This window comes from Actinoplanes utahensis (assembly GCF_016862455.1).
GTDB lineage: Bacteria > Actinomycetota > Actinomycetes > Mycobacteriales > Micromonosporaceae > Actinoplanes > Actinoplanes utahensis.
Genome location: NZ_BOMZ01000002.1, coordinates 149,868 through 165,783, shown reverse-complemented (window position 1 = coordinate 165,783; position 15,916 = coordinate 149,868). Strand labels below are relative to the sequence as shown.

Sequence of the window (15,916 nt, the reverse complement as noted above, 5' to 3'; positions counted from 1 at the left end):
GTCTCATCGGGGAATGATCATTTCGATGGGACGGGGACTCCTCATGAACGGTGTACGACCGATCGCCGCCGTGTTCGTGCTGCTGATGCTTGCGGGATGTGGTGCGCCGGCCGCTCCGGAGGCCCCGTCGCCCTCCTCGTCGTCGTCGGAACTGCTGCCGTCCGGCTGGCGATGGGAGTCGTACGGCGGGGTGCAGGTCGGGGTGCCGGGCGAGTTCGGCTGGGCGGGACGCGGCACCCGGCTCGAGGCGTGGTGCGTGCGCAGTGACGTGCCGGACAAGCCGCCTGTGGTGGCGCGGCCCACCGTGACACCGGCGATCGCCTGCGGCGACGGGGAGGACCGGCTGGAGAACACCGGAACCGTCGTCGCGTTCGGTGATCCGCCGGAGGAGCGGGACGGTGTCGAGGATCGAGGGGACCGGACCACCGTCCGGATCGCCGGGGTCGAAGTGGTGATTCAGGCGGAGAAGGAGTTGCGCCGGCGGATCGCGGCGACGGTCCACCGGGTGCGGACCGACGCGTACGGATGCCCGGCCACCCATCCGATCAGCGCGAAACCGGACCTGCGGCCGCTCCCGGCCACCGACGTCGCCACATTGCGGGACGTGACCGCCCTGTCGCTGTGCCGCTACGAACTCGGCCCGTCCGGCGCGTTCCTGATCGCCGGGTCGCGCCTGGAGGGACCGGCGGCGGGGCAGGCCCTCGCGCAGATCGTGCAGGCGCCCGCCGGCGGGGGACCGGACTGGCCGCGGAGCTGTCTGCCGGAAGTCGCCTACGGCGAGGAGGCGATGGTGCTGCGCACCGGCGGCAGCGAGATCTTCCTGCGGTACGACGGCTGCTCCGGGCACGGGTTCGACGACGGTGTGATCGTGCGGCGGCTGTCCCGGACGGGTGCGGCGCCGTTCGCCGGAGGACCGCACAGCACATCGATGATCACCGCGTTCAGCACCGGTTTCGTGGACGACAAGATCATTCCGAGCGCAGGCCCGGGCAAATGACCGGGTCCGGCCGGGTGGTTTCCGTGTCGTGGCGGATCCACTGCGGCCCACTGATCCTCGGACCATCGGGCGATATCGGAGGCGCGGTTCCTCAGCGGTGACGACCACTGCCGGCGGCTGCGGCTGCCGGCGGGCTCACCCCGGTGCGCCGTCCCCGTCGTCGCGCTGGCCGGCGCCGTCAAGGTGAGCCTGCCGATCGAGAAGAGCCCGGTGTACTTCGACTACGACGCGGATCCGATCCGCGTACCCGCGTGGCGACCCGCGAGGTGAGCTTCCGCGAGTTCGCCACGATCGCCGACAACGCCGCCCAGAAGCCCGTCTTCGTCACCGTCCGGGCCGGTCAGGTCGTCTCCGTCGCCCGTCTCAACGTCCGCTGAACCGGTCGCGGCCCGTCGTACCGCCGGCCGGCGGCGAAAATGTGGTTCTACTGACGCTTGTGTGGGTGGTTTCAGGCTGTTCAAGCAGTGCACGCCGTTGTCCCGCTTAGGTTCTGGCTTGTCTAAGGTCAGAACGGTAGAAAGCGGTACAACGGCGTGCGTAATGCCAGGGTATGGGCTCGGATGCTCGGACTCCAGAAAGCCGTCGTCGAGCGTGTCGACTTCCACGAAGACCAGGACACCCTCGTCGCCTCGGTCCGCCCGGCCCGCGGCTACCGACGCCGCTGCGGAATCTGCGGCTGCCGCTGCCCCGGCTATGACCAAGGCGCAGGCCGACGCCGCTGGCGAGCGCTGGACCTCGGCACGCTCATGGCCTACGTCGAAGCCGACGCACCCCGGGTGAACTGCCCCGACCACGGCATCGTCGTCGCCGCGGTGCCGTGGGCCCGACACCACGCCGGCCACACCCTCGGCTTCGATCAACAGGTCGCCTGGCTCGCTACCACCTGCGCCAAAACCGCCGTCACCCAGCTGATGCGGATCGCCTGGCGCACCGTCGGAGCCGTGATCAGCCGGGTCTGGGCCGACACCCAACGCCAAGTCGACCTGCTCGACGGCCTGACCCGCATCGGCATCGACGAAATCTCCTACCGCAAAGGACACAAATATCTGACCGTCGTCGTCGACCACGACACCGGCCGCCTGGTCTGGGCCGGACCCGGCGCCGACAAGAACGCCCTCGCCGCGTTCTTCACCCGACTCGGCCCCGACCGCTGCGTCCGCATCACCCACATCAGCTCCGACGCCGCCGGCTGGATCCGCGAAGCCGTCGCCCAGCACTGCCCACAAGCGATCCGCTGCGCCGACGCGTTCCACGTCGTCGCCTGGGCCACCGACGCCCTCGACGAACTACGCCGCGCCGCCTGGAACCACGCACGCGGCGCGGCCCGCGGCACCAGCCGCGCCAACAACCGCAACCACCGCCCGACCGGCGACACCAAAGCCCTCGAACACGCCCGCTGGGCACTCTGGAAGAACCCCGAAGACCTGACCGAACGCCGGCACGAACAGATCTCCTGGATCGCCAAGACACATCCGGCCCTCTACCGAGGCTGGGCCCTGAAAGAAGGCCTGCGGACCGTGTTCGCGATCGCTTACCGCTCACCCACCGAAGCGATCGAGGCCCTGGACCGGTGGATCAGCTGGGCCCGCCGCTGCCGCCTGGCTCCGTTCGTCAAACTCGCCCGCAGCATCACCCGCGACCGCGACGCGATCATCGCCGCCATCACCCACCGGCTGTCCAACGCCTTGATCGAATCCACCAACACCAAGATCCGACTGATCATCCGCCGAGGATTCGGCTTCCGCACACCCACAGCGATCATCGCCTTGGCCATGCTCAGCCTCGGCGGCCACCGACCATCACTACCAGCGTGAAACTCCGAACCCACCCACACATCAATCACAAGAGCCGAAAATGTCGTACCCCGGCGATAGCGTCCCTTCCGACAGAGACGAGTTGCTCGGGGAGGCCGGATGTACCGTCAGGGCGATGTGTTGATCATCCCGGTTCCGGAGGAGTCGGTGCCCGTGTGCGCGCCGGTTCCCCGCGACCGGCGCGGGCGGATGGTGCTGGCCCGCGGTGAGGCCACCGGGCACGCACACGTGGTCGCCGGGCCGGGGCTGCGGCTGCTCGCCGACATCGACGATCCGGAGCGGATGTTCATCGAGGCGCTGGCGCACGGCCGGGTCTCCCACGAGGAGCATGGGCCGATCCCGCTGCCCGCCGGCCACTACCGGGTGGTCCGCCAGCGGGAGTACATTCCGGGCGCGTTCCGCCCGGTCGCGGACTGAGAGGAGCGGCCCATGAAGCTGACCCACGCCCAGGAGGCGATGGCCGCGGCCATCGAGGATCAGTGGCTGGCCGCCGCGGTCCAGACCGGGTCCGCCGTGCGTGCGGCCGCCGAGGCGGGGGTACGCGAGTCGTACCGTCTCGCCGGCCTCCAGCCACCGGAGCACGTCTACTGGTTCGGTTCACCGCGCGCCGGCGCCGCCGCCGTCGCGCTGCTCACCTCCGGCGTCTCCGCGGACACGGAGGTTCCGGACTGGGTCGCCGACGTGCGTGCGGAGCTGCGCCTGCAGGGCTGGGCACCGGGGGCGACGGCGGGCGGGTCGGTGCGCCGCCAGGTGCGGACCGAGCCGTGGGCGGCCGCCCGCAAAGCCTCCGTGGAGGCTCTCGGCGCGGACGGCTGGGCACAGCTCAGCGCCGCCGCCGGGCGCCGGTCCTGGGCGCTGGTGATGGACCTGATCGCCGGCCGGCTGCGATCCCGGCTCGGTGAGGACCTGGTCACCGGCCTGTCCGGCGACCTGGGCCCGGCGGTGCGGAGACCGTTGCTCGACGCGATCTACGGGCAGCACGACGGCACCTGGCTCAGCACGTTCGAGGCCGCCGGCAGGCTGGTTCCCGAGGCCGGGCTGATGGACGGGCTGACCGGCCTCGCCGAGGTGGCCCGGCACAGCGGCTGGTGGTGGGCCAACGAGCGGGTCGCCGTTCTCACCGAGCGCCCCGCCCTGCTGGAGCGCGACAACGTCGGCCGCCTGCACCGGGGGGAGGGCGCCGCCCTGGAATACCCCGACGGCTACGGCCTGTGGGCGTGGCGCGGCATGCCGATCCCCGCCGGTCTGGCCGCCGAGCTGCCGACGCTGACCGTCGACCGGATCCGCCGCGAGGACAACGCCGAGATCCGCCGGGTGATGCTGGAGCACTTCGGTTACGACCGCTATCTGCGTGACGCCGGCGCCCGTGAGCGGGGCACCGACGAGGCCGGCACGCTGTGGTGGCTCGACCTGCCCGGCGACGAGCCCCTCGTCATGGTCGAGGTCGTCAACGCGACACCGGAGCCGGACGGCACCAGCCGTGTCTACTGGCTCCGCGTCCCGCCGTCGACCCGGACCGCGCGCGAGGGCGTGGCCTGGACGTTCGGCCTGACCGCCGAGGAGTACCAGCCATTGATCCAGACCTGACGATCGGCCCCGCCGGGGTGAAAATGGTCAGGCCTCTGTCAACTCGACCGAAAAGTACTACGGACGTCCCTCAGCACGTTGATTAGCGTGCAGATCCGGTACGGCTTGTCGTCGGGCGAACGGATGGATCATGGTCGAGGATTGGGTGCGGGCGTGGCAGCCCGCACGGGCCCGGTGGGCTGTCGTCGTCTGGGAGGCTTTCGGGCTGGCCTACCTGCACTGGACGACGGCACGGCTCTTCGACCTCGGCACGGACGCCGCGGTGCTGCTGGCGGCCCTGTTCCTGCTGGTCTGGGCCGCGGGCTCCTGGCAGGTCGCCCGGATGGGCGTCTACTTCAGCGAGCATGCCGTCCGGGTTCGTGGCGTCCTGCGGACCCGGACGGTGCCGTGGGCCGATGTGGACGGTGTGTTCGTCGACGAGGTGGTTCACCGGGCGGGGCCACTGCGGATCCCGGCGGGGAAGACCGTGTTTCTGGCGCTGCGTGACGGCGGGCGGGTCAACACCGCGATGTGGGAGCAGGGCCTGGAGTTCCACCATCGGCCTCAGTTGTTCCGGGAGGTGTGCCGGCAGTTGCGGCAGCGCGCGGTGCCGCGGTCCGGCAGACTGCTCGACATCGCGAGCCCGGACGCTGCGTAGGCGCCGGCTCGGACGCTTTATAGACGGCGGCCTGAACGTCGCGTATGGCGCGGGCCCGGACGCTCTATAAGCGGAGACCCCTCGTGAAAGGCGCTGGCTCGGGCGTCGTGTGAGCGGCGGCCCTTCGTGTAGGGCGCTGGCTCGGGCGTGGTGTGAGCGGCCGTCCTTCGTGTAGGGCGTGGCCCGGATGTCGTGTGAGCGGCGGCCGGGAGGCCGGAGGGAACGGGCCCGGCCGCGGGCGGATCATCGATACCCTTGATCCATGAAGGACCAGCGTCCCACGCTCGCCGTCGTCGCTCGCACCGCCGGAGTGTCGCGGGCCTCGGCCTCGCGGGCGATCAACGGTGCCTATGGCGTCTCCGAAACGGTCCGGCGGCGGGTGCGGACGGTGGCGGCGGAACTCGGGTACGAGGCGAACCCGGTGGCTCGTGCGCTGGCGACCGGCCGCGGCGGCGCTGACCGGCGGGAGCGGATCGAGATCCTGATCGTCGATGCAGATCCGGCGGCGATGAGTGCGAAACCGTTCTACGGGCGGGTCTTGACCGGCGCCATGCGTGCCCTGGGGGACCTGGACATCGCGCTGGAGGTCCGCCGGGTGTCCGAAGCGCCGAGGGACGAGGCGCTCCAGGACGACACCGACCCGCCGCTCGGACGGCTGCTGATCAACGTGCCGGGGGCGGCCGGTGCCGCCTACGCGCGCCGGGGCCGGGTGGTCGCGCTGGGCCGGTCCGCGCCGAGCGTGTCGTTCGTCGCCCCGGACAACGACAGTGGCGGTTTTCAGGCCGGTGTCCACCTGGTGACCAGCGGGCGCCGGCATGTCGGGGCGGTCTTCGGCCCGGCTACGCCGTGCGCCCGCGAGCGGCGAACCGGATTCCTGCGCGGGATGGCCGGAGCGGCACAATCCGTGACCGCGGTGGACGGCGATTTCACCCACGCTCGCGCCTACGCGGCGACCAGGGAACTGCTGGCGCGGGAGCCGCGGCTCGACGCCGTGTTCGCGGCCTGCGACGTCACCGCGATGGGGGTGCTGCAGGCGCTGCGCGAGGCGGGACGCCGGGTCGCCGCCGACGTCGCCGTCGTCGGGTTCGACGGCAGCGCCCTGGCCGAGGCAGCGGATCTGTCGTCGGTCTACGTGCCTGCCGAGGACGAGGCGGCGTCCGCCGTCCACCGTCTGCTGGACCCGGCCCGGCCGGCCCCGCCCCGCCTGCCGACCACCCTGACCGTCCGCGGTTCCAGCTGAGTCGCGTCCCACCGCCGCACGCCCGGGCGGCGCCGGCGTGCCAGACGCGCGGCGATGAGCATGCGGTCGTGTGTCCTTCCGGCTGGCGCTCAGTGCTGACTCCTGCCGGCCGATTGCTTGCCCGCCGGTTGTCGATCCTGTGAGGTCGTGGTGAATCGGTTCGCCCGAAACTCACTAGATCTCGTGCGTGAGGGGTGGAAGGGGTGAATCCGTTGCGGCCGGGCGGTGTGTGAACGGGTAGCGGTGGGTCAGGCGGCGGTGCGGCGCTGGGTGAGCCAGCGCATCAGGTCGAGGGCGTGCGAGGCCGGGTCGGGGATCGGGTGGAAGACGTGTTCGATCAGGTCGTCGGTGACGACGAGGGTGAGCCGTTCGTAGACGGTCAGGTCGCCGGCGGTGCGGGTGGGCAGGCCGGTGGCGGCGGCCAGTGTCAGCTTCGGGTCCGGGATCAGGGGGTACGGCAGGCGCAGCCGGTAGGCGAGTTCGCGCTGGTAGCCGGTCGACTGGGCGGACAGTCCGTAGACCCGGGCGGCGCCGGCGGCGAGCAGTTCGGCATGGTGATCGCGTAGCCAACTGTCCTGGCTGCGGGCGCCGTGGATCTCGAGCAGGCCGCGTGGCAGGTCGACCCCGGGCCGGCCGGTCAGGGGGTAGACGAAGATGATGCTGCGGCCCGGTCCCAGGTCGTGCAGGCGGATCGGCCGCCCGTCGGTGCCGTAGAACTCCAGCGCCGGCAACGGCTTGCCGGTGCGGGCCGCGGGATCGCCGCCGGGGGTGCTGCCGATGGAGGGCGGGCCGGTGACGATCCCGCGGGCGGCGACGTCGATCCGGGCGTCCAGGGCCTCCCGCTGGGCGGTCAGCTCACCGATCCGGGCCTGGAGGTGGGTGACGGTGCTGCGGAACGTCGCCACGGCCGCGGCGCACACGTCGTCGTCGTTGGCCAGCGACTCCACGAACGGCCGGGTCTCCTCGACGGTCAATCCCAGGGCCATCAGTTCGCGGATCCGGGCGACCTGACGTTCGGCGATCGGCTCGTAATCGCGGTAGCCGTTGCCGAGCCGCCGCGGCACGACCAGCCCGGTCTGCTCGTAATAGCGCAGCGCCCGGATCGTCGTTCCGGTCCGCCGAGCCAGTTCCCCTACGCGCATGCGCCGACCCTAAACCCGTACCCCGGGGTACAGGTCAACGCGATTCTCCTCGCGATGACAGCGGTGTCGCCGGGCGGCAGTCTGATCCCCGCAACGACCACGCGAACAGGGAGTGTGCGATGACGGCCATCAGCCGGGTGATCGGGCGGCAGATCCTCGACAGCCGCGGGAATCCGAGTGTCGAGGTGGACGTGGTGCTCGCCGACGGCTCGTTCGGCCGGGCGGCCGTGCCGTCCGGGGCGTCGACGGGCGCGAACGAGGCGATCGAACTGCGCGACGGCGATCCGGGCCGGTTCCACGGCAAGGGCGTCAGCCGGGCGGTCGCCGCGGTCAACGGCGAGATCGCCGGCGCGGTGACCGGTCTGGACGCCGAGGAGCAGGCGCTGATCGACACCACGATGATCGACCTGGACGGTACGAAGGACAAGGGACGCCTGGGTGCGAACGCGATCCTCGGGGTGTCGCTCGCCGTGGTGAAGGCCGCGGCGGCCGCTCACCGCCAGCCGCTGTACCGGTACGTCGGCGGGGTCGGGGCCCGCCTGCTACCGGTGCCGATGATGAACATCGTCAACGGCGGCGCGCACGCCGACAACCCGCTCGACTTCCAGGAGTTCATGATCGCCCCGATCGGCGCGCCGACGTTCGCCGAGGCCGTACGGATGGGTGCGGAGGTGTTCCACACGCTGCGCCGCGAGCTGGCCGCGGCCGGGCACAGCACCAACGTCGGCGACGAGGGCGGGTTCGCACCGGATTTCGCCGACGCCGACGAGGCGCTGCGGTTCGTGGTGCGCGCCGTCGAGGACTCCGGCTACCGGCCCGGTACGGACATCGCCGTCTGCCTCGACCCGGCCGCCTCGGAGTTCTTCCACGACGGCGCCTATGTCTACGCCGGCGAGAAGCTCACCCGCACCGTGGACGAGCACATCGGCTACCTGCTCGACCTGGCCGGCCGCTATCCGATCAGCTCCATCGAGGACCCGATGGCCGAGGACGACTTCACCGGCTGGAAGAAGCTCACCGCCCTGGCCGGCCACCGGCTGCAGCTGGTCGGCGACGACGTGTTCTGCACCGACGCCGACCGGCTGACCAGCGGGATCGAGGGCGGGTACGCCAACGCCGTCCTGGTGAAGGTCAACCAGATCGGCACCCTCACCGAGACGCTGCGCACCGTCGACACCGCGCACCGGGCCGGTTACCGGGTGGTGATGTCGCACCGCTCCGGCGAGACCGAGGACACCACCATCGCCGACCTGGCCGTCGCCACCGGCTGCGGCCAGATCAAGACCGGTTCGCTGTCCCGCAGCGACCGGACCGCCAAGTACAACCAGTTGATCCGCATCGAGGAGGAACTCGGCCGCACCGCCCGCTACGCCGGTGTGTGACAGCTCGTCAGGGAACCTGGAAACCGGCGTCGGTGAGGAGCCTGGTGCCGTCGGGGGAGAGGACGTAGGCGATGAAGGCCCGCGCGCCGGCGGTGTTCCGGGCGTCCTTCAGCGCGACGATCGGGTAGTCGTTGATCGCCTTCGCCGACTCGGGGAACTCGACGGCGTCGATCTCGCCGGCTGAGGCCCGGGCGTCGGTGCGGTAGACCAGGGCGGCGTCCACCTCACCCAGTTCCACCTTGGACAGGGCGGCCTTCACGTCCTGCTCCAGGGTCACCGGGGTGATCGTCACGCCGGCGGCCGCGATCGCCGTCTCGGCCGCGGCGCCGCACGGGACCGCGTCGGCGCACAACGCCACCTTCAGGTCCGGCCCGGCGAGGCCGGCCAGGCCGGTGATCTTCTTCGGGTTGCCCTTGCCGACCGCGATGACCAGTTGGTTCCGGACGAACGTGGTGGGCTCGCCGGAGCCGTTGCCGGCGTCGGTGACGATTCTCAGGTTCTGCGGCGAGGCGGCGGCGAACACGTCGGCGGGGGCACCCTCGTTGATCTGGGTGGCGAGCGCCGAACTGCCGGCGAAGTTGAACGTGACGGTGGCGCCCGGGTGGGCGGCCTCGAACTTCTCGCCGATCGCGGTGAACGACTCGGTCAGCGACGCCGCGGCGAAGACGGTGATCGGGCCGGTCACCGGGCCGCCGCCGGTGCCCGTACCCGCGCCGGGGCCGTCGCCGCCGCATCCGGCGCTGCCGAGGGCGAGGAGAGCGGCCAGACCGGCTGCCGCGGCGCGAAGAGTCTTCAACTGGTTCCCCCTGTGTGGCGAGCCGCCTGTACGGGCGCACTGTACCGGTCCGCAGACGCGACCGTTGATGGCGGCTGTCGATCGCAGATGCGTGCGAAAGATCCGGATGCACACAGCAGGTGCAACGGCGGTGAGAGAGCGGTGCGTCGATTGGTGGCGGGTCGCGTACGGTGCTGCTGTGACACGGAGTGACTTGACGCGACGATGGACGAGCCAGGCGTGGTTCGCGGGGGTGCTGGCCGTCATGGCGGTGCTGATCGTCGCGGGCGCCGGACTGGGCACCCAGGTTCTGGCGGACACGACGGCGGTGTCGAACCGGCTCAGCGACACCATCTCGCCGGCACGCACCGCCGTGGTGGAACTCGACGCCGCGCTCGACGACCAGGCGGCCGGGATCCGGGCGTACACGCTCAGTGGTCTTCCGGAGCTGCTCACGCCGTACCGTGACGGGATCGCCGCCGAACAGGCGGCCGAAGCCCGGCTGCGTACCCTTCTCGGCGCCGAACCCCTGTTGCTCGCCGACCTGGACGCCGTGCGGGAACGCACCGCGCAGTGGCGCCGCGACACCGCCGAACCGCTGGTGGCCGACCGGCAGGCGGACGTGCGGCCGGACACCGCGTTCGCGGCGGTACGCACCGAGCTGACCCGGCTCGACGAGGCCCTGATCGGCGAGCGTACCCGTGGCCGGGAGGCGCTCGACGACTCCCGGCGGGTGCGGAACGCGGTGTTCCTCGGCCTCGCGGTTCTGCTGCTCGCCGCGGTGGCGGCCGTCGCCGTACTGCTGCGCCTGGTCGTGGTGCGCCCGCTGGCCCGGCTCGGCGCCGCCGCCCGCATCGTCGCCGCCGGTGACTTCGACCACCGGCTCTCGCCGCACGGGCCCGCCGACATCGCCGCTCTGGGCCACGACGTGGAGGCCATGCGCGGCCGGCTGGTGGCGGCGCTGGTCGCGACCGCGGAGACCCGGGACGCGCTGGCGCGTTCCAACGCCGACCTGGAGCAGTTCGCCTACGTCGCCTCGCACGACCTGCAGGAGCCGTTGCGCAAGGTGGCCTCGTTCTGCCAGATGCTGCAGCGCCGGTACGCCGACGCCCTGGACGACCGGGCCCAGCAGTACATCGGGTTCGCCGTCGACGGCGCGACCCGTATGCAGCGGCTGATCAACGACCTGCTCACGTTCTCCCGGATCGGCCGGGTCTACGACAGCAACCGGCCGGTCGACCTCGAGGCGGTCGTCGACCAGGTCGAGCAGACCCTGGCCGGGGTCGTCGAGGAGACCGGCGCCCGGATCGACCGGGACCGGCTGCCGACGGTGCACGGCGACATCACCCTGCTGACGATGCTGTGGCAGAACCTGGTCGGCAACGCCCTGAAGTTCCGCCATCCCGATCGTGCGCCGCTCGTGACGATCACCGCGGCGCCGGACGGCGGTGACTGGCGTTTCACCGTGCGTGACAACGGCATCGGCATCGAACCGGAGTTCGCCGAGAAGGTCTTCGTGATCTTCCAGCGGCTGCATCCCCGCGACCGGTACTCCGGCACCGGCATCGGCCTGGCCATCTGCAAACGGGTCGTCGAGCATCACGGCGGCACGATCCGTCTCGACACGGATAACGATGCGGGAGCCGCCTTCGTCTTCACCCTTCCGCAGGTTTGCACGGCTGCTGAATGATCGGCGCCATGGATGCGAGGGCGAAGCGGCGCAAGTGGCTACGGGGCGTGGTGCTGGTGGCCTCGCTGGTGGGTGCGGCCGTGCTCGTCCGCCGGCAGTTCCCCGACCCGGTCTCCGTCCTCGGACTGATGCGTGCGGTCGATCCGGGGTGGGCGTCGCTGGCGGTCCTCGCCGGTCTGATCTCGCAGCTCAGTTTCGCGTTGCAGCAGCACGGCCTGCTGCGGGGGTTCGGCGTGCCGATCGGTCGGGCCGACACCGTGGCCCTGACCAGTGCCGGCAACGCGGTCAGCGCGGTCGCCCCGGCGGGAGCCGTGGTGTCCGCCGCCTACACCTTCCGCCAGTACGTGGCGCGCGGCGCCACCCCGGCAGCGGCCGCCGCGGTGACCGTCCTGTCCGGTGTCGTGTCGGCGCTGGCCCTGGTGACGCTGGCCGCGGGCGGCTTCCTGGCGGCCGCGCCGGCGCTGCTGTGGGTGCCGGTGACCGCGCTGGCGGTGATGGTGCCGCTGGCCCGGGCGCGGCCGGCGCTCTCCTTCGACCGGGCCCGGATCAAGCGGCGCCTGGCCCGGTGGCCGCGGGTGGCCCGATTCGCCGCGTCGCTGGCCCGGATGGTGACGATGGGCCGGGGCGTGCCGGGGCGCGACTGGGCCACGGTCTTCGCCTTCGCCGCCGGCAAATGGGTGTTCGACCTGGCCTGTCTCATGCTGATCGCGGCGGCGTTCGGGGCGGAGCTGCGCTGGGAGCATCTGGCCGGCGTCTACCTGAGCGTCCAGGTGATCCGCCAGATCCCGCTGACGCCGGGCGGCATCGGGGTGATCGAGGCCAGTCTGCTCGCCGGCCTGGTCACCGCGGGCGCTCCGGCGGCGCTCGCGGTGGGCATCGTGCTGGGCTATCGCCTGGTGTCGTTCTGGTCGATGCTGCCGGTGGGCCTGGCCGGCTACCTCTACCTGCGTGCGGGCGAACGGGCCGCCGGCCGCAAGGACCCGCTTTCGGTCCGCTGACCGGCACCGGCGGCCGGCGGACGATCCAGGGGGTCAGCGGTCCGGCCCACCCAGGGTCTCGAGCAGCAGGTCCGCGATGATCGCCTGGCCCACGGTGGCGAAGTGGATGCGGTCCGCGCTCAGCAGGTCGGGGCGGTCGTTGAGCGGGTGGTCCCAGCAGTCGGCGACGGCCGCCCGGTACTCGGCGGCCAGCTTCCGGGTGATGTCGTTGAGGCGGGCGACCCGGTCGGTGAAGTCCGGGAAGTCCGGGATCACGAAGGCCCGGCCGAGGGTGAAGACGCTCAGCCGGGCGCCCGTCGAGGCGGCCCATGCGTACATGGCGCGGAGGTCGTCCTCGATCCGCTGCCAGTCGAGGGTGCGGCGGATGATGTCGTTGGCGCCGCTGTTGAGGTGCAGGAGATCGGGGCCGAACGCGGTGATCCGGTCCGCCTGCTCCCGCAGCGCCTGCGCGGTGGTCGCGCCGGCCCGTGCCGTGTTGAGGTAGGCGAGGCCGGGATGGGCCGCCCGCAGCGCGTGCTCCACCCGGGCCGGCCAGCCCAGGTCCCCGTACCCCGGGGTGGGATCGCCGACGCCGAGGGACAGGCTGTCGCCGAAGACCGCGAACCGCCGCCAGGTCATCGGGACCCACCTGCCCGGATGCCCAGCGCGGTCGCCGCGCTGACCAGAACCAGCGCGCTGACCAGCAGCCAGCCGTGCTGGAGCGCGGGCACGGTGACCGCACTGCCCAGGATCGCCACCAGCGCGGCGACACCCAGGGCGTACCCGGCCTGGCGGGCGGTGTTGACGACCGCGCTGCCCGTCGCGGCGGCGGCCGGGGCGAGACCGGCGGTGGCGGCGCCGATCAGGGTCGGCATGGCGATCCCGATCCCCGCGCCGATGACGATCCAGGCGGGCAGGACGTCGGTGGCGTAGCGCGTGCCGTCCCGGGCCGCGAGCAGCAGCGAACCCGCGCCGAAGACCGCCAGCCCGGCGGACACCACGAACCTGGCCGGGACTGTCGCCGCCCAGCGGTGGGTGAGCGCCGCGAACAGGGGCACGGCCAGTGGGCCGGGGACCAGGGCCAGACCGGCGCGCAGCGGACCGTAACCGGCGGCGATCTCCAGCCACAGCGCCACGCTCAGGAAGACGGCGCTGAAGGCGCTGGTGAAGAGCAGGATCGTGACGTTGGCGGCGGTGAAGCTGGGCACCCGGAACAGTCGCGGCGACATGACGGGCACCGGGTGAGTCCGGACCCGATGGACCAGCAGAGCGGTGGCGGCCACGGTGATCGTGGCGGTCAGCAGCATCCGCGGGGAGGTCCAGCCCCAGTCGCCGGCGCTGACCAGGCCCAGCGACAGCGCCCCGATCGCGACGGCCACGGCGATCGAGCCCAGCGGGTCCGGGATGCGGGTACGGGACGGGGGCGCGCTGTGGGGGAGCAGGCGGCGGGCGGCCACGTACGCGATCACCCCGACCGGAAGATTGAGCAGGAACGCCCAGCGCCATGAGGTCTGCGCCAGCAGGCCGCCGATGACCGGTCCGAGCGCGCCCGCGAACGAGGAGCTGGTCGCCCAGATCCGCACCGCGCCGCCGCGGCGTGCCTCGGGCAGGACACTGAGGATCAGGCCGAGACCGGCCGGGGTCAGGATCGCCGCGCCGACCGCCTGGGCGGCCCGGGCGGCGATCAGGAAGCCCAGGCCGGGCGCCAGGGCGCAGCCGGCGCTGGCGATCGTGAACAGGCCGAGGCCGACGAGGAACCCGCGCCGTCTGCCGTACCGGTCGGACAGGCTGCCGGCCGGGATGAGGCAGGCGGCGTACACGACGATGTAGGCGTTGAGGACCCAGCTCAACCCGGCCAGCGACGCGCCCGGATAGCTCTCGCCGATCGATGCGAAGGCGACGTTGACGATGAACAGGTCCAGCATGGTCATGAACGCGGCGGTGCACAGCAGGGCGACGGTCCTGGTGGCGGCGGCCGGCGTGACCTCGGTGGCAGGGGCGGACATGAGCCCTCCGTAGTGAGTTGGTTAATCAAACCGACCGCAGGCTCGCAGAAGTCGGTTTGATTTCGCAACCCACTCGGCGGAGAATTCGAGGATGCCGACAGCACCCGCCGATAAGAACCCCCGGGACTGCACGATCGCCGATGCCCTCGACGTCGTCGGCGATCGCTGGAGCCTGCTGGTGGTGCGGGAGCTGTTCTACGCCCAGCGGCGGTTCACCGAGATCGCCCGCAACACCGGCGCGCCCCGCGACATCCTCACCACCCGGCTGCGCAAACTCGTCGAGCACGGGGTGATCGCCCGCGAGCAGTACAGCGAGCGCCCCGCGCGGTACGAGTACCGGCTCACCCCGGCGGGACGGGCGCTGTCACCGGTGCTGCTCACCCTCAAACGATGGGGGCACGAGCACGTCCGCGGAGGTGCCGACCCGGTGCGCTTCGACCACTCCTGCGGACACGAGTTCGTCGCCGGGGTGCACTGCACGGCCTGCGGGGACACGCTCGCCAACGACCAGCTCACCCTGGAGTCGAAGGAATAGACCCCGGCGAGTGTCAGCGGGCGGGGAAACGCAGGATACGGTCGTCGCCCTCGCGGATGTCGCCACGGCCGTCGGTGTTCGACGTGGTCAGCCACAGGGCGCCGTCGGGGGCGACCTGGACCGTACGCAACCGGCCGTAACGGTCCTGCAGCCGGGCCGCCGGCTCGCCGGCGGTGTCGCCGTTCAGCGGCAGCGTCCAGAGGCGTTCGCCGCGCAGCGCGGCGATGTAGGCGGTACCGCCGGAGATGGCGAGGCCGGACGGTGATGCCTCGCGGACCGGCCAGGTGACCAGCGGGCCGGTGTAGCGGCCGCCGGCGGTGTCGCCGTCGCCCTCGACCTCGGGCCAGCCGTAGTTGCGGCCGGGCTGGATCAGGTTGACCTCGTCGAGCTCGTTCTGGCCGAACTCGGTGGCGAACAGCCGGCCGTCGGCGTCCCAGGCGAGGCCCTGCACGTTGCGGTGGCCCAGGCTGTAGACGGGGGAGCCGGTGGTGGGGTTGCCGGGGGCCGGCTTCCCCTCCGGGGTGAGCCGCAGGATCTTGCCGTTGGGGCTGGCCGGGTCCTGGGAGGTGGAGGTCTCGCCGGCGTCGCCGGTGCCGGCGTACAGCATGCCGTCCGGGCCGAACGCGATCCGGCCGCCGTTGTGGAAACCGGCGCTGGCGATGCCGTCGAAGACGGTCTCCGGGTCGCCGCCGTCGAGCCGGAACCGGATGATGCGGTTGTCGGCGTCGGCGGTGAGGTAGGCGTAGACGAGGTTGTCGCTGCTGAACGTGGGGGAGACGGCGATGCCGAGCAGGCCGCCCTCGCCCCGGGCGGCGACACCGGGAACGGTGCGGACCTGCTCGGGTGTGCCGCCGCCAGGGCGCAGGCGCAGGATCCTGCCGGAGTCCCGCTCGGCGATCAGCGCGTCACCGCCGGGCAGGAAGGCCAGACCCCACGGCACGTCCAGACCGCGCGCCAGCTCCTCGCCGGCCTCCAGGTCCGGGGTGGCCGACGGTGAGCTGCTCGCCGTGCTGCCGGCGAGACCGCCCGCCGGGGCCGGGCCGGCGCTGCTGCTGTCGCAGGCGGCGGCCCCGGCCGCGAGAAGGACAGTCATGGCCGTTGCGGCCCAGATGCTTCGCATGGCTCTCCTCGTGC

General features: G+C 72.0%; 16 protein-coding genes. 11 read left to right on the top strand and 5 right to left on the bottom strand.

The window, feature by feature from the left end:
• The first annotated feature begins 43 nt into the window (after positions 1–43).
• The 7 genes from Aut01nite_RS01210 to Aut01nite_RS01185 all read left to right on the top strand — a co-directional run bounded on the left by Aut01nite_RS01210 (position 44) and on the right by Aut01nite_RS01185 (position 6,275).
• Entirely contained in the window at positions 44–997 is a 954-nt protein-coding gene (locus Aut01nite_RS01210) for a hypothetical protein (protein ID WP_052163680.1), read from the top strand.
• 251 nt (positions 998–1,248) lie between these two features.
• On the top strand, positions 1,249–1,374 hold the full coding sequence (locus tag Aut01nite_RS44180) for a hypothetical protein (protein ID WP_268871706.1): 126 nt from the start codon (positions 1,249–1,251) through the stop codon (positions 1,372–1,374).
• A 156-nt stretch (positions 1,375–1,530) separates the two neighbouring features.
• Positions 1,531–2,811 (top strand): ISL3 family transposase, encoded by a 1,281-nt coding sequence (locus tag Aut01nite_RS01205; protein ID WP_043524915.1) that lies wholly within the window; start codon positions 1,531–1,533, stop codon positions 2,809–2,811.
• Positions 2,812–2,910: 99 nt separating this feature from the next.
• A complete protein-coding gene (locus Aut01nite_RS01200) occupies positions 2,911–3,228 on the top strand; it encodes a DUF8820 family protein (RefSeq protein ID WP_043524916.1) in 318 nt (105 codons plus the stop codon).
• Between the two features lie 12 nt (positions 3,229–3,240).
• The gene (locus tag Aut01nite_RS01195) at positions 3,241–4,398 is read left to right on the top strand and encodes a DUF6745 domain-containing protein (RefSeq protein WP_201775508.1); all 1,158 of its coding nucleotides are present in this window, start codon (positions 3,241–3,243) and stop codon (positions 4,396–4,398) included.
• Positions 4,399–4,528: 130 nt separating this feature from the next.
• Positions 4,529–5,035 carry a PH domain-containing protein gene (locus Aut01nite_RS01190; protein WP_043524917.1) on the top strand — a complete coding sequence of 169 codons (507 nt, stop codon included), beginning with the start codon at positions 4,529–4,531 and terminating at the stop codon, positions 5,033–5,035.
• A gap of 262 nt (positions 5,036–5,297) precedes the next feature.
• Entirely contained in the window at positions 5,298–6,275 is a 978-nt protein-coding gene (locus Aut01nite_RS01185) for a LacI family DNA-binding transcriptional regulator (RefSeq protein ID WP_043524919.1), read from the top strand.
• Positions 6,276–6,523: 248 nt separating this feature from the next.
• On the opposite strand, the gene Aut01nite_RS01180 is transcribed toward Aut01nite_RS01185, so the two are convergent.
• On the bottom strand, positions 6,524–7,417 hold the full coding sequence (locus Aut01nite_RS01180) for a MerR family transcriptional regulator (protein ID WP_043524920.1): 894 nt from the start codon (positions 7,415–7,417) through the stop codon (positions 6,524–6,526).
• Positions 7,418–7,536: 119 nt separating this feature from the next.
• On the opposite strand from Aut01nite_RS01180, the gene eno reads away from it, so the two are divergent.
• The gene (gene eno, locus Aut01nite_RS01175; RefSeq protein ID WP_043524922.1) at positions 7,537–8,799 is read left to right on the top strand and encodes a phosphopyruvate hydratase; all 1,263 of its coding nucleotides are present in this window, start codon (positions 7,537–7,539) and stop codon (positions 8,797–8,799) included.
• A 7-nt stretch (positions 8,800–8,806) separates the two neighbouring features.
• Here the strand turns inward: eno and modA are convergent, their stop codons facing one another.
• The gene (gene modA, locus Aut01nite_RS01170) at positions 8,807–9,595 is read right to left on the bottom strand and encodes a molybdate ABC transporter substrate-binding protein (RefSeq protein WP_043524923.1); all 789 of its coding nucleotides are present in this window, start codon (positions 9,593–9,595) and stop codon (positions 8,807–8,809) included.
• Between the two features lie 193 nt (positions 9,596–9,788).
• On the opposite strand from modA, the gene Aut01nite_RS01165 reads away from it, so the two are divergent.
• A complete protein-coding gene (locus Aut01nite_RS01165) occupies positions 9,789–11,264 on the top strand; it encodes a sensor histidine kinase (protein ID WP_052163696.1) in 1,476 nt (491 codons plus the stop codon).
• 8 nt (positions 11,265–11,272) lie between these two features.
• Positions 11,273–12,262 (top strand): lysylphosphatidylglycerol synthase transmembrane domain-containing protein, encoded by a 990-nt coding sequence (locus Aut01nite_RS01160; RefSeq protein WP_161790633.1) that lies wholly within the window; start codon positions 11,273–11,275, stop codon positions 12,260–12,262.
• Between the two features lie 33 nt (positions 12,263–12,295).
• Here the strand turns inward: Aut01nite_RS01160 and Aut01nite_RS01155 are convergent, their stop codons facing one another.
• Together Aut01nite_RS01155 and Aut01nite_RS01150 are read right to left on the bottom strand one after the other, a co-directional pair.
• Positions 12,296–12,880, bottom strand: coding sequence for an SGNH/GDSL hydrolase family protein (locus tag Aut01nite_RS01155; protein WP_083998931.1), 585 nt, complete (start codon positions 12,878–12,880; stop codon positions 12,296–12,298).
• Positions 12,877–14,247, bottom strand: coding sequence for an MFS transporter (locus tag Aut01nite_RS01150; protein WP_043524924.1), 1,371 nt, complete (start codon positions 14,245–14,247; stop codon positions 12,877–12,879). The genes Aut01nite_RS01155 and Aut01nite_RS01150 overlap by 4 nt, the downstream gene beginning before the upstream one ends.
• A gap of 91 nt (positions 14,248–14,338) precedes the next feature.
• Between Aut01nite_RS01150 and Aut01nite_RS01145 the strand changes: the two genes are divergently transcribed.
• Positions 14,339–14,782 (top strand): winged helix-turn-helix transcriptional regulator, encoded by a 444-nt coding sequence (locus Aut01nite_RS01145; protein ID WP_043524925.1) that lies wholly within the window; start codon positions 14,339–14,341, stop codon positions 14,780–14,782.
• A 13-nt stretch (positions 14,783–14,795) separates the two neighbouring features.
• Here the strand turns inward: Aut01nite_RS01145 and Aut01nite_RS01140 are convergent, their stop codons facing one another.
• The gene (locus Aut01nite_RS01140; RefSeq protein ID WP_043524926.1) at positions 14,796–15,902 is read right to left on the bottom strand and encodes a PQQ-dependent sugar dehydrogenase; all 1,107 of its coding nucleotides are present in this window, start codon (positions 15,900–15,902) and stop codon (positions 14,796–14,798) included.
• Positions 15,903–15,916 lie beyond the last annotated feature (14 nt).

What these genes read in the sequence shown, in the direction of transcription:
- Aut01nite_RS01190 (WP_043524917.1), top strand. Translation starts at nt 4,529, where the DNA reads ATGGTCGAGGATTGGGTGCGGGCGTGGCAGCCCGCACGGGCCCGGTGG.
- Aut01nite_RS01200 (WP_043524916.1), top strand. Translation starts at nt 2,911, where the DNA reads ATGTACCGTCAGGGCGATGTGTTGATCATCCCGGTTCCGGAGGAGTCG.
- Aut01nite_RS01160 (WP_161790633.1), top strand. Translation starts at nt 11,273, where the DNA reads ATGGATGCGAGGGCGAAGCGGCGCAAGTGGCTACGGGGCGTGGTGCTG.
- Aut01nite_RS01150 (WP_043524924.1), bottom strand. Translation starts at nt 14,247, where the DNA reads ATGTCCGCCCCTGCCACCGAGGTCACGCCGGCCGCCGCCACCAGGACC.
- Aut01nite_RS01155 (WP_083998931.1), bottom strand. Translation starts at nt 12,880, where the DNA reads ATGACCTGGCGGCGGTTCGCGGTCTTCGGCGACAGCCTGTCCCTCGGC.
- Aut01nite_RS01210 (WP_052163680.1), top strand. Translation starts at nt 44, where the DNA reads ATGAACGGTGTACGACCGATCGCCGCCGTGTTCGTGCTGCTGATGCTT.
- Aut01nite_RS01185 (WP_043524919.1), top strand. Translation starts at nt 5,298, where the DNA reads ATGAAGGACCAGCGTCCCACGCTCGCCGTCGTCGCTCGCACCGCCGGA.
- Aut01nite_RS01180 (WP_043524920.1), bottom strand. Translation starts at nt 7,417, where the DNA reads ATGCGCGTAGGGGAACTGGCTCGGCGGACCGGAACGACGATCCGGGCG.
- Aut01nite_RS01140 (WP_043524926.1), bottom strand. Translation starts at nt 15,902, where the DNA reads ATGCGAAGCATCTGGGCCGCAACGGCCATGACTGTCCTTCTCGCGGCC.
- Aut01nite_RS01145 (WP_043524925.1), top strand. Translation starts at nt 14,339, where the DNA reads ATGCCGACAGCACCCGCCGATAAGAACCCCCGGGACTGCACGATCGCC.
- Aut01nite_RS01195 (WP_201775508.1), top strand. Translation starts at nt 3,241, where the DNA reads ATGAAGCTGACCCACGCCCAGGAGGCGATGGCCGCGGCCATCGAGGAT.
- eno (WP_043524922.1), top strand. Translation starts at nt 7,537, where the DNA reads ATGACGGCCATCAGCCGGGTGATCGGGCGGCAGATCCTCGACAGCCGC.